Annotated in this window: 10 protein-coding genes; 2 read left to right on the plus strand and 8 right to left on the minus strand. The window is 69.8% G+C overall.

The window, feature by feature from the left end; all coding sequences use genetic code 11:
• Position 1: 1 nt before the first annotated feature.
• Together BUR99_RS15145 and truB are read right to left on the minus strand one after the other, a co-directional pair.
• Positions 2-370 (minus strand): hypothetical protein, encoded by a 369-nt coding sequence (locus BUR99_RS15145; RefSeq protein WP_074261218.1) that lies wholly within the window; start codon positions 368-370, stop codon positions 2-4.
• Positions 367-1,320 (minus strand): tRNA pseudouridine(55) synthase TruB, encoded by a 954-nt coding sequence (truB, locus tag BUR99_RS15150; protein WP_394327844.1) that lies wholly within the window; start codon positions 1,318-1,320, stop codon positions 367-369. The genes BUR99_RS15145 and truB overlap by 4 nt, the downstream gene beginning before the upstream one ends.
• Before the next feature lie 58 nt (positions 1,321-1,378).
• Here truB and BUR99_RS15155 point away from each other — a divergent pair, with 58 nt between their 5' ends.
• Entirely contained in the window at positions 1,379-2,374 is a 996-nt protein-coding gene (locus tag BUR99_RS15155; protein ID WP_074261608.1) for a ketopantoate reductase family protein, read from the plus strand.
• Between the two features lie 146 nt (positions 2,375-2,520).
• On the opposite strand, the gene BUR99_RS20470 is transcribed toward BUR99_RS15155, so the two are convergent.
• From BUR99_RS20470 to BUR99_RS15170, 3 genes are all read right to left on the minus strand, one after another.
• The gene (locus tag BUR99_RS20470; protein WP_200802753.1) at positions 2,521-4,236 is read right to left on the minus strand and encodes a hypothetical protein; all 1,716 of its coding nucleotides are present in this window, start codon (positions 4,234-4,236) and stop codon (positions 2,521-2,523) included.
• 369 nt (positions 4,237-4,605) lie between these two features.
• The gene (locus BUR99_RS20575; RefSeq protein ID WP_234980876.1) at positions 4,606-6,960 is read right to left on the minus strand and encodes a hypothetical protein; all 2,355 of its coding nucleotides are present in this window, start codon (positions 6,958-6,960) and stop codon (positions 4,606-4,608) included.
• Between the two features lie 250 nt (positions 6,961-7,210).
• Complete coding sequence (locus tag BUR99_RS15170) at positions 7,211-7,813, minus strand: nucleoside/nucleotide kinase family protein (RefSeq protein WP_074261220.1); 603 nt, start codon at positions 7,811-7,813, stop codon at positions 7,211-7,213.
• Between the two features lie 47 nt (positions 7,814-7,860).
• Between BUR99_RS15170 and BUR99_RS15175 the strand changes: the two genes are divergently transcribed.
• Positions 7,861-8,751, plus strand: a complete 891-nt coding sequence (locus BUR99_RS15175) for an HhH-GPD family protein (protein ID WP_074261221.1) — start codon at positions 7,861-7,863, stop codon at positions 8,749-8,751.
• On the opposite strand, the gene rbfA is transcribed toward BUR99_RS15175, so the two are convergent.
• The 3 genes from rbfA to BUR99_RS15190 all read right to left on the minus strand — a co-directional run bounded on the left by rbfA (position 8,752) and on the right by BUR99_RS15190 (position 12,532).
• Positions 8,752-9,237: a 30S ribosome-binding factor RbfA gene (rbfA, locus tag BUR99_RS15180; RefSeq protein WP_074261222.1), complete on the minus strand. Its 486-nt coding sequence runs from the start codon at positions 9,235-9,237 to the stop codon at positions 8,752-8,754.
• A 128-nt stretch (positions 9,238-9,365) separates the two neighbouring features.
• The gene (gene infB, locus BUR99_RS15185) at positions 9,366-12,188 is read right to left on the minus strand and encodes a translation initiation factor IF-2 (RefSeq protein WP_074261223.1); all 2,823 of its coding nucleotides are present in this window, start codon (positions 12,186-12,188) and stop codon (positions 9,366-9,368) included.
• 83 nt (positions 12,189-12,271) lie between these two features.
• The gene (locus BUR99_RS15190) at positions 12,272-12,532 is read right to left on the minus strand and encodes a YlxR family protein (protein ID WP_074261224.1); all 261 of its coding nucleotides are present in this window, start codon (positions 12,530-12,532) and stop codon (positions 12,272-12,274) included.
• Between the last annotated feature and the right edge of the window lie 3 nt (positions 12,533-12,535).

Below are 12,535 nucleotides of genomic sequence, written 5' to 3' on the forward strand. Positions count from 1 at the left end.
CTCACGCCTGCTGCACGGTCCAGATCTGGAACATGCGGAACACCATCACGCCGACCGAGAGCGCGGCGACACCGAGGATCACCGTCGACCAGCGATTGCGCTCGAGGAGCGCCCAGAAGGCGGCCGCGGGCGGCAGGATCAGGGCGCCGACGAGGTAGGTTCCGAACTCGAGCACGCTGCCCGTCGGCTCGTTGCCGAGTGCCGGAGCGACGAACGCGACGACCACCTGCACGATGAGGAGCACCTCGACGAGCGCGAGTGCGCCGATCGTGAGATCGCTCGGCACCCGGCCGGCGAGCCCCATGCCGATGCAGAGCAGGCCCGCAGCGACGGCCACGATGAGCTGCACCCACGTGAACCACTCGATCATGCGTCGGCCTCCTGCGACTCGGTCGACCCCTGGGATTCGGGCGGCGGGAATCCGGTGACGACCTTCAACTGCCGGCCACGCGGTTCGACGATGGCGACCAGGTGGTCGTCGGGGTCGACGGCGGCGAGCACCGCGGGCAGCGGCGCCCCGGCAGCGGATGCCTCGAGGCCCGCCACCGCATCGATGTCGACGCGCTTGCCGTGGCCGAGGTCGACGGCCTGGTCGGCCGTGAGCGTCACGGTGGGCAGCGCCCGCCGCGCGGCATCCGCAGGGCTCATGATGGCGCTCGCGACGTCGTAGCCCTCGAGCTCGCCGGCCTCGTCGACGCCGAACCGGCCGATGCGCGTGCGGCGGAGCGCCGTGAGGTGGCCGCCGGTGCCGAGTGCGGCGCCGAGGTCTCTCGCGAGGGCGCGGATGTAGGTTCCCGACGAGCACTCGACGCGGACATCGACGTCGAGACGACCGTCTGCGGCACGGAACGCGAGCGTCTCGAACGCCGAGACGGTGACCCGCCGGGACGAGAGCTCGACGATCTCGCCGTCACGGACACGTTGGTAGGCGCGCTTGCCGTCGACTTTGATGGCGCTGACGGCGCTCGGCACCTGCTCGATCTCTCCGGTGAGCGGCGTGATCGCGGCCAGGACGGCCGCTTCGGTGACGGCGGCGACGACGTCGGCGGGAGCGGCGTCGAGCGCCTCGCCCTCTGCGTCGTCGGTCGTCGTGTTCCAGCCGAGGCGGATGGTGGCGAAGTACTCCTTGTCGAGACCGACGAGGTAGTGCAGGAGGCGCGTCGCGCCGTTCACGCCCAGGACGAGGAGGCCGGTGGCCATCGGGTCGAGGGTGCCCGCGTGGCCGATCTTGCGCGTGCCGGCGAGGCGGCGCATGCGCGAGACCACGTCGTGGCTCGTGATTCCCTGCGGCTTGTCGACGAGGAGGATGCCGCTGTTCACGCGGTACAGGCTAACAGTCGTGCGCGGCATGGAGCCGCCGCGCGCCTACGCTGGAGCGGTGAAGATCGGCATCATCGGCGCTGGCGCGCTCGGCGGCACGTTCGCGGCACTGCTCTCGCGGGCCGGGCACGACGTGGAGGTCACGGCGCGCGGCGCAGGTCTGGACGCGATCCGCGAGTCGGGCATCGCCCTGAGCGGGGCCTACGGCGAGGTGCGGGCCCGCGTCGCGGCAGGCGACCGGTTGGCCACGGCGCCCGAGCTCGTGCTCGTCTGCACGAAGGCGCAGGACGCGGCATCCGCGATCGCGTCGAACGCCGAACTCATCGGCGAGGTGCCCGTCGTGGTCGTGCAGAACGGCCTCGACGGCGTCGCGACCGCTGCGCGCCTCCTCCCCCGAGCCTCGTGCATGGGACTGCTCTCGATCATCGCCGCCAACTACACCGAACCGGGCGTCGTGCGCGTCACGACGCCCGCGACGAGCTATCTCGGCCGCGGCGACGGCCCGGCCGACGCCGAGTGCACCCGCATCGCGGCGGTGCTCTCCGAAGCGGTGCCGGTCGTGGCGATCCCCGGGTTCCGGGGTGCGCAGTGGACCAAGCTCGTCGTCAACATGCTGAACGCCGTGCCCGCCATCGTCGGCCGCAGCGTGCAGGACGTCGTCGACGATCGGCGCCTCCGGCGGGTCGTGACCGCATCGATGCGGGAGACGGTGCGCATCGGCATCGCGCAGGGCGTGCGGTTCGGATCACTGCAGGGACTCGGCGATCGCCGCCTGCGGCTCTTCGCCCGGCTGCCGCTCGTGATCGGGCAGGTGCTGCCCTGGTCCATGCGTGTGCGCATGGGCGGCGTGCCGAACCTCGGGTCGACGCAGCAGAGCGTGCGCCGCGGCCAGCCGACCGAGGTCGACTTCCTGAACGGCGCGGTCGTGCGCGAGGCCTCCGCCGTCGGCCGCGACGCACCGGTGAACCGGGCGCTCACGGTGCTCGTGCACGAGGTCGAGCAACTGGGCGCCTCGCTGCCCGCCGAGCGCGTGCTCGCCGACGTTCCGGTCTGAGCCCGGCACGGTCGCCGGGCGGATGCCGCGCCGGCACCCTGCAACCGCCGGTTCGCGCCCCCGCCGGATGACGGCGGGGAACGACGAAGGGGGCCCGGCGAACCGGACCCCCCTCGCGTGCGTCAGTCAGTACGCGTCAGCCGACCTCACGCGCTCTTCCTGCGGCGGATGCGAGCCGCCACGAGGAATGCCAGTCCGGCGATCACGATGATGCCGGCGACGATCGCGATCGACGTGCCGGCGAAACCGGTGCTGGCGAGGTTCGTGCCGTCGGACGCAGCAGGAGCGCCGCCCTCGCCGCCGCCCGGAGGCGTGGTCGGCGGGGTGGTCGTCGGGCCCGCTGCGCACTCGGGAGTGGCCTTCGGGTACGAGATCGTCACCGGAACCTCGGGGTTCACGACGAGCTTGGCCGTGATGGCGCCACGGGTCCAGGCGAAGTTGCCGTCGGTCTCGACCCACTTGCCGTCGACGAGCGTCCAGCCGGGCCAACCGTCGGCCTTGCCGTCTTCGTCGACCGAGGCGCCTGGCCACAGCACGCTCCCGGTGAGGCTGCCGCCCTTCAGATCGCCGAGCACGATCGTCTTGGTGTTGGTGCCGTCGGTCAGCACGAGCGAGGCCGTACGGTTCTTCACCGTGTTGTCGGGATCGGTCAGCTCGACATCGAAGTCGATCCACGGGGAGTCCGCCTCGCAGGTGCCGGTCGCGAACGAGCCCGCGAGCGTCGGCGTCGCCGGCCCCGTCGGCGGCGGGGTCGCGTCGAAGGTGTAGTCGACGCAGCCGAGGGTGATGCGCGTGATCACGCCGTCACCGTGGACGCCGGAACCGAGCGAGTACCCGATCGCGTCGACCGTGGCGTCCGGGAACGCCGCGGCCCACTGGACGATCGTGCCGAACCAGTCGGAGCCGTTGCCACCGCCCGTGTTGGGTGCGGAATCCTTGACGAACTGCTTCGCGCCGCCGCTCAGCCACCAGTTCTGCCCGTAGACGGCCTCGCCCACGAGGATGCCGTCGACCGATCCGTCGTCATCGGCGTCGATGACGAGCTGCAGGCCGGGCTCGATGCCGGTGGTCGCGGTGTAGTCGAGCGCGTCCGCGATCGAGGTCGCGCCCGCATCGATCAGCGGGAAGTCGGTGCTGAAGTAGCCTGCGGCCTTGTCCTCGCTGGTCGCGCCTTCCGTCCAGATGCGGAGGCCGCCGTCGACGAGTTCGTTGTGGCCGGTCTTCTTGGTCTGGCTGAGATCCCAGGTCGCGAGGTCCGTGGTGACGACCGAGGTGGTCACCTCGCACGTGCCCGGCTCGGGGGGCGTGCACGACTCATCGGTGAACGTGTGCTCGAAGGTCTTCGTCTTCGTGCCGTCGGTGAAGGTCTTGTCGCCCTTCACCGTCGCGGTCAACGTCTCGACGCCGGCGGCGAGTCCGCTGCTCGACCAGTCGATGTCATCGGTGTCTTCCGGCAGGGTGAACCCGTCCGCGTCGATGCCGCACTTGTCGACCCAGGCGGGGCTGCCCGGGATGGCGACCTTCTCGGGCTCGGGCGTCGTCGGCTCGACATAGCTCACCGAGTAGTGACTGACCGAATCCTTGTCGGGGTGATCGATCACGACCGTCTTCTGCGGCGGCACGACCGGGACGAAGTACTTCGTCGTGCCCGCCTTGACGCAGTAGCCGTCGATCAGCTTGCCGTCGGGCGCGGTGACGGTGACCGTCTCGGGGTCGCCCACCGTGTCGATCTTGCCGGAATCGAGCGGCTCGCAGATGAACGCCGGCTTGGCAGCCTGTGCGGGCAGCGCGCCGACGGCGAGGGTCAGGGCGAGTGCGCTGACCACCGTCGCCGCGACGCGGAGTATTCGGGTGTTCCTCATCGAGTGGATCTCCTGGGGTCGGCCGGCGTGGGCCTGCGATACCAGGAGTGTCGACGGCGCGCGCGGAAGCGCGACCGACCGCACGCCGTCCGGGGCGACCTGCACACGGGTCTGTGCCGATCATGTTCCGGTGGAGCGCGGCCACGATCGCCGCGCAGCAGCGCGTCGATCGTCTCGGGTGGTTCGGGTTTCGGGTATCACTGCTGCCGGGGGCGGTGCAATGTCGTCAAGTATGTCGTCCGAAATGGGGACCGACACCCCGTTTCGCCCCTCTCGCCGGCATTTCACCCCCGAACTGGGGCATCCGTACCCTGCGATACGACGAGGGGGCCCGGCGAACCGGGCCCCCTCAGTGCGCGTCAGCGACGGTTACGCGCGCTTGCGGCGGATGCGAGCCACCACGAGGAACGCGAGTCCGGCGATCACGACGATGCCCGCGACGATCGCGATCGACGTGCCGGCGAAACCGGTGCTGGCGAGCCCAGCGCCGTTGGGCTCGGACGGCGTGCTGCCCTCGCCGCCGGCGGGAGGCGTGACCTTCGGGCCGGTGGCGCACTCGGGAGTGGCCGGCGGGTACGAGATGACGACGTCGAGCTCGGGGTTCACGACGAGCTTGGCCGTGATATCACCACGGGTCCAGGCGAAGTTGTCGTCGACCTCGATCCACTTGTCGCCGACGAGCGCCCAGCCCGGCCAGCCGTTGGCCTTGCCGTCGGCGTCGACCGAGGCACCGGGCCACAGCACCTCGCCCTTCAGACTGCCGTCCTCCAGGTCGCCGAGCACGATCGTCTCGGTGTTGGTGCCGTCGGTCAGCACGAGCGAGGCCGTGTTCCCGGTGGCCTGCTCGTCGGGGTCGGTCATCTCGACATCGAAGGTGATCCAGGGCGAGTCCGCCACGCAGGTGCCGGTCGCGAACGAGCCCGTGAGCGTCGGCTCGGCACACGGCTTGTCGTTGAGCTCCCAGGGTCCGAAGACCTTCGACTTCACGTCGCCCTCGAAGACGTACCCCTTCGCCGCCGTCGCCGTCAGCGTCAGCTTGCCGTCGGCGATCGACTTCGCCCACTTCACGCCGAGGAGGTTCTCTTCGTAGTCGAGGTCGTAGTTGTCGACGCCGCACGTGTCGACGAAGGTGGCCGCCGTCGGCACCTTCACGACGACGTCGCACGGCTCCTGGTTCAGGCTCCACGGACCGAAGACCTTGACCTGCTCGTCACCCTTGAAGGAGTACCCCTTCGCCGGCTTCGCCGTCAGCGTCAGCTTGCCGTCGACGATCGACTCCGACCACTCGACACCGACGAGCTTGTCGTTGTAGACGAGCTCGTAGTTGTCGACACCGCAGTCGTCGGAGAACGACGCCTCGGTCGGAACCTCGACGACGATGTCGCAGGGCTTCTGGTCGAGCGTCCACGGTCCGAAGACCTTGACCTGCTCGTCGCCCTTGAAGGTGTACCCCTTCGCCGGCTTCGCCGTCAGCGTCAGCTTGCCGTCGACGATCGACTTCGTCCACTCGACGCCGACGAGCTCGTCGTCGTAGGTGAGCGTGTAGTTGTCGACGCCGCAGGTGTCCGAGAACGACGCGGTCGGAACGTCGAGCTCGATGATGCAGGGAATGTTCGTGAAGTCGAGCGTCCAGCTCTGCACGGTCTTGCCGTTCTCGAACACGTAGCCGGGAAGGGCGGTGGCGGTCGCCGTCGCCTTGCCGTCGACGACCTCGCCGATCGTCCACTCGACGCCGGTGACGTCGGCAGGCTTCACGATGCGGTCGTCCTTCACGCCGCACTCGTCGACCTTGGTCGGCTCCGCCGGCACCGGGATCGTGACCGTGCACGGCTCGTCGGTGAAGGTGAACGACCAGCTCTGCTCCGTCTTGCCGTTCTGGAAGACGTAGCCGGCGAGCGCCGTCGCAGTCGCAGTCGCCTTGCCGTCGACGACGTCGCCGATCGTCCACTCGACGCCCGTGATGCTCGCCGGCCGCACGATGTGGTCATTCGCGACGCCGCACTCGTCGACCTTCGTCGGCTTGACCGGCACCGCGATCTTGACGATGGGCTTGGTGCAGTCCTCGTACTGGAGCAGGCTCTGGTCTCCCTGTGCGGGAACGTTGATCAGCTTGCCCTTGTTGTCGAGGTAGCTGAACGCCGGGTAGATGTCGCCGTTGTCCTGGTGATCGATGTGACCGGCCTTGAAGAATGCCCTGACCGAGGTCTCGATGCGCACGTACGGGTTCTTCGTGCTGCCGGTCGCGTGACAGAACTCGATCTTCTTGACCGGCTGCTCGCCGCAGTCCTCGGAGTCGACGGTGATTCCACCGGAGTTCGACTGCTTGGCGCCGTTGTCCCACTTCGCCGACAGGTCGAGCTTGTAGGTGCCGTCGGCGACATCGGTCTGCGTGAAGGTCTTCACCTCGCGCTTGCCGAACTCCGTTCCGACGGGAACGAGCGCTTCATTCGAGGACCTGGTGATCGTCTCGACGCGGTTCTCGGAGTTCTCGACGGTCCAGGTGATGTCGAAGGTGCCGGTGGCGACGTCGCACGTCGCGGTCGCGCTGATGGTGTTGTGGTGGGCGCTCGCGGGTGCCGCGACACCGACGAGGGCGAATCCCGCGCCGAGCGCGAGTGAGGTCAGGATCGCCGCGAAGCGGCGGAACGGGCGTCGTGACGACCATCGCACGCGAGTGCGGGCATCGCCGTCGGCGTGCGCCAGAGCGGCGCCGGGCTTGCTCATTCGGGTTTCTCCATCGGTCGGCCCGGCAGGGTCGTCGAATCCGAGGTGACGGCGGCGCCCAGGGCGCACAGCGATGCCGACGGGCGCGGTGCGCTCGTCGACTGACGTCGGGTGGTTCGGGTGGTGATTCGGGTTCGCGTCGCCGGGGGGCTTGGCTGTGTCCCCCATTATGTCCCCCGAAACGGGGACCTGTCACCCATTTGCCCCCTCGGGGTACAAAGTTCCACCCAAATGGGGGACAAGCAGTCCGTCAGCGGTCGCCGAAGCGGCTCCGACGGGGGTGTTCGGGGTCGCCGTCGTCGATCACGACGGATGCCGCGAGGCGCGGGTCGCGCTCCGCGTAGGCGATCCTGTCGGCCGGATCGACCGGGTCGCCGTCGAGGGCGATCCGCACATCCCAGAGGTCGGCGAGACGCGGGCGCAGCACGAACCGCCCGTCGAGCACGAGGATGGCATCCTCGGGGCCCGTGATCCACTTGGGTTCGACCCAGGCGTCGCGGGTCGGGTCCCAGACCCGGGTCACGAAGGCCGTCGAGCCGCCGAGGCGGAACGGCTCGACGAGCACGCGGCGCAGCGCCGACTCGTCGAACCCGTATCGGGAGTACCGATCGGGAGTGTCGGGGCCGAAGGCCGCCTGCGCCTCGCGCGAACGGTGGAAGCCCTCCATGCTCGCGCGGAACACCGCATGGTCGCGCTCGGCGAGCACCGCCGCGAGGTCGTCGGCGAGCACGGTCTTGCCGCTCCGCAGCGGGCCGTCGATCGCGACGATCATGCGTCCGCGACCGTGATGCTGCAGCACCTCGTCGGCGATGGAGCGCAGGAAGGTGACCCGGGGCGTGGTGACGAGCCTCATGCGATGAGCCTAGCTCCGCGGCATCCGCCTCGCCGTAGGCTGGACGGATGCCCCGAACGCCCCGCCTCGATGCGATCGCGCCCGCCGTGGTCGCCTGGTTCGCGGATGCCGCGCGGCCGTTGCCGTGGCGCGCCGCCGACGTCTCGCCGTGGGCGGTGCTCGTGAGCGAGTTCATGCTGCAGCAGACGCAGGTCTCGCGCGTCGTGCCCCGGTGGGAGGCATGGATCGAGCGTTGGCCGACCCCGGCGGCCCTCGCCGCCGAGCCGCCGTCCGAGGCGGTGCGGGCGTGGGACCGGCTGGGCTATCCTCGGCGGGCGCTCTGGCTCCACCGCGCGGCGGTCGAGATCGTGGAGCGACACGGCGGCGAGGTGCCCTCAGACCTCGATGCGCTCCTCGCGCTGCAGGGCATCGGCCCGTACACGGCGCGAGCGATCGCCGCGTTCGCCTTCGGACTGCGAGTGCCCGTCGTCGACACCAACACGCGACGGGTGATCGCCCGCTCGGTCGCCGGGCAGGCCGAGCCCGGACCGCCGTCGACGACGCGTGATCTCGCCGCGATGGAGGAACTCCTCCCCCGCGACGACGACGCCGCCCGTCGCTTCAACGCCGGGGCGATGGAGCTCGGTGCCACGGTGTGCACGGCGCGGGCGCCCGAGTGCGACGCATGCCCGATCGCCGGCTCGTGCGCGTGGCGCGCCGCCGGCTATCCCGCGTACGCCGGCCCGAGGAAGGCCGTACAGGCCCGATTCGCGGGCTCCGACCGCCAGGTGCGCGGACTCGTCATGCGCGAGCTGCGGGCGGCGCACCGCCCGGTCGGGCGGCCCGAGCTCGAGCCCGTCTGGGCCGATGCCGCCCAGCTCGACCGCGCGCTCACGACGCTCGTCGCCGATGGACTCGCCGTACGCGACGTCGAGGGCTATCGACTGCCCGAGGGCTGATCAGCGCGTGGCGTCCGCCTCGTCGACGCTCTCGTCGCCGTCGAGCGTCTCGTCGTCCTCGTCGAACTCGCGGGGCTTGACATACGGGTCGGCCTCGCCGGCGTACTCTGCGGAAGCAGCGAGCTCCGCCGTCTCGGCGTCGCGCGTCTGCGCTTCGCGGAGGAGTGCACTGATGTGCTCGGCGTTCTCGGGGATCGCGTCGGCGATGAACTCGAGCGACGGGGTGAGCCGCGCCGTGATGTTGCGGCCGACCTCGCTGCGGAGCATGCCGGTCGCGGCCGCGAGGGCCTTGGCCGAGTCTTCGCGCTCCTCGTCGGTGCCGTACACCGTGTAGAAGATGCTCGCGTGCTGCAGGTCACCCGTGACGCGAACGTCGGTGATGGTGACGAACCCGAGCCGCGGGTCGCGCAGGCCCTTGTCGAGCCGCTTGGCAACGATCTCCTTGATGCGATCGGCCATCTTCCTGGCCCGTGCCGGATCCGCCATGTCCTGTTTCCCCTCACCATCCCCGGGCGATCACATCGCCTGGGGTTCCTGTTCTTTCACTGAGGTGAATCGGGGTAGGGGTCCCCGCTCTTCACCTCAGTGAAAGAACAGGAACCCCTTCCCACGATTTACGCGCGGGGCTTCTCCCGCATCTCGATGGTCTCGATCTCGTCGCCGACCTGGATGTCGTTGAACTTGCCGAGGCCGATGCCCGCCTCGAAGTCCGTGCGGACCTCGGTGACGTCGTCCTTGAAGCGGCGCAGCGACTCGATCGCGAGGTTGTCGCCGACGACGACGCCATCGCGGATGACACGAGCCTTGGCGTTTCGCGTGATCGTTCCCGATCGCACGATGACACCGGCGATGTTGCCGAACTTCGAGGAGCGGAACACCTCGCGGATCTCGGCGACGCCCGACTGGACCTCTTCGTACTCGGGCTTGAGCATGCCCTTGAGCGAGTCCTCGATCTCGTCGATGGCGTTGTAGATCACCGAGTAGAAGCGGATGTCGACGCCCTCGCGAGCGGCGCGCTCGCGCGCCTTCGTGTCGGGACGCACGTTGAAGCCCACGATGATCGCGTTGTCGATCGTCGCGAGGTTCACGTCGCTCTCGGTGATGGCACCCACACCGCGGTGGAGGATGCGCAGCTGCACGCTGTCGTCGACCTCGATCTTCATGAGCGACTCCTCGAGTGCCTCGACGGCACCCGACACGTCACCCTTGATGATGAGGTTGAGCGACTCGACCTTGCCCTCTTCGAGCGCACGGGTGAAGTCCTCGAGCGAGATGCGCTTGCGCGCCTTGGCCAGCTGGGCGTTGCGCTCCGCGGCCTCTCGCTTCTCGGCGATCTGACGTGCGGTGCGGTCCTCCTCGGTGACGAGGAAGGTGTCGCCGGCGCGCGGGACGCTCGAGAGGCCCTGCACCTGCACGGGGCGCGACGGGGTGGCCTCGGCCACGGCGTCGCCGTTCTCGTCGACCATCGCACGAACGCGGCCGTAGGCCGTGCCGGCGACGATCGCGTCGCCGACGCGCAGCGTTCCGGACTGGATGAGCACGGTCGCAACCGCACCGCGGCCCTTGTCGAGCTTCGCCTCGATGGCGACACCGCGAGCGTCCTTGTTGGGGTTCGCACGCAGGTCGAGACCGGCGTCGGCGGTGAGGAGCACTGCGTCGAGCAGGTCCTGGATGCCGATGTTCTCGCGAGCCGACACGTCGACGAACATGACGTCTCCGCCGTACTCCTCGGCGACGAGGCCGAACTCGGTGAGCTGCTGGCGCACCTTGGCCGGGTTGGCGTCGGGCTTGTCGATCTTGTTCACCGCGACCACGATCGGCACGTTCGCCGACTGGGCGTGGTTGAGCGCCTCGACCGTCTGCGGCATGATGCCGTCGTCGGCCGCGACCACGAGGATCGCGATGTCGGTCACCTGCGCACCACGTGCACGCATGGCGGTGAACGCCTCGTGACCCGGGGTGTCGATGAAGGTGATCGCGCGGTCGATGCCCTCGTGCTCGGTGTGCACCTGGTAGGCACCGATGTGCTGGGTGATGCCGCCGGCCTCGCCTGCGACGACGTTCGCGTTGCGGATCGCGTCGAGGAGTCGGGTCTTACCGTGGTCGACGTGACCCATGACGGTGACGACCGGAGGACGCTGCTGGAGGTCTTCGTCGGTCTCGTCCTCGAGCTCCTGGTCGAGGTCGATGTCGAAGCCCTCGAGGAGCTCGCGGTCTTCGTCTTCAGGAGAGACGACCTGGATCTTGTAGCCGAGCTCTTCGCCGAGCACCTGGAAGGTGGCCTCGTCGAGCGACTCGGTCGCCGTCGCCATCTCACCGAGGTGGAACAGCACCGTCACGAGCGAACCGGGGTTCGCATCGATCTTGTCGGCGAAGTCCGAGATCGAGGAGCCGCGACGCAGGCGGATGACGGTGTTGCCGTCGCCGCGGGGAACGCTCACGCCGCCGAGCGACGGGGCTTCCCGCATCTCGAATTCGGCCCGCTTCGTCCGCTTCGACTTGCGCGACTTGCTCTTGCCGCCACCACGACCGAAGGCACCTGCCGTGCCGCCGCCGGGGCCGCGACCACGGCCGCCGCCACCCGCGGGACGCGGGCCGCCGAAGCCGCCGCCGGGCGCACCGCCGGGGCGCTGGAACCCGCCGCCGGCACCGCCGGGACGAGCGCCTGCGCCTGCGCCGGCACCGCCGGGGCGCTGGAAGCCGCCGCCGGGGCGACCGCCTGCACCGGCCGGGCGCGGAGCACCGGGACGCGGCGAACCGGGTCGCGGCGCCTGCGGACGCGGGATGTTGCCGGGGCTCGGGCGCTGGCCCATGCCCTGCGCGCTCGAGAACGGGTTGTTGCCCGGGCGCGGCTGAGCGGGGCGCGAGCCCATGCCCTGCGAGCTCGAGAAGGGGTTGTTGCCGGGGCGGGGCGTGCCGCCGCCTGCGGGACGGGGGGCTCCGGGGCGCGGAGCTGCAGCAGCACCGGGCTTCGGGGCGCCGCCGGGCTTGGCGACATCGCCGTCACCGTCGGTCGACGCGGCTGCCGTGGCATCCGTCGACTTCTCGGCGGCGGCCTGCGCTGCGCGCTCCTCGGCCTGCGCCTGGCGCTCGGCGACCGTGAGCGGTGCTTCTGCGACGGGGGTCTCTGCGACCTCGACCGGGGCCGGAGCCTCGGGCACGGCCGGAGCCTTCGGAGCCGGCTTCGGGCCGGGCTTGGCGCCGGGCTTCGCTGCGGTGGCCGCTGCGGGCTTCGCAGGAGCCGGAGCTGCGGGAGCCGCGGATGCGGCCGCGCCGGCAGCCTCGAGCGCCGCCTTCAGGCGACGGGCGACGGGGGGTTCGATGGACGACGAGGGTCCCTTGACGTACTCGCCCATCTCCTTGAGCTTCTCAAGGGCGATCTTGCTGTCGACACCGAGTTCGCTTGCGATCTCGTGTACGCGTGGTTTGGCAGCCACTTCTCTCCTGTTCCGGGTCCGACCCCGGACAGGGGCAGACCATCAATGACGGACGGGTCTCATTTCGAGCCGCTCATGAGTCGTTACTCATTAGTGATCACGCCGTTCAGCCTGTTCTCTACGTTGCTGGTGTCCACCTCGCCGCGAATGCGGAGTGCACGCCCGAAGGCGCGTCGCCGCTCAGCGAGCCGGTAGCACTCGAGTGACGGATGCAGCCACGCTCCCCTACCCGGAAGCACGGCCGCATCATCTGAAATGACGTGGGAGTTCTGGGCGACGATCCTCAGAAGTGAGGCTCGTGGGGCACGCGAACGGCATCCGATGCACGTTCTGACGGGTTCCATCTT

Origin of the sequence: Agromyces cerinus subsp. cerinus (assembly GCF_900142065.1) — a bacterium.
GTDB classification, from domain to species: Bacteria; Actinomycetota; Actinomycetes; order Actinomycetales; family Microbacteriaceae; genus Agromyces; species Agromyces cerinus.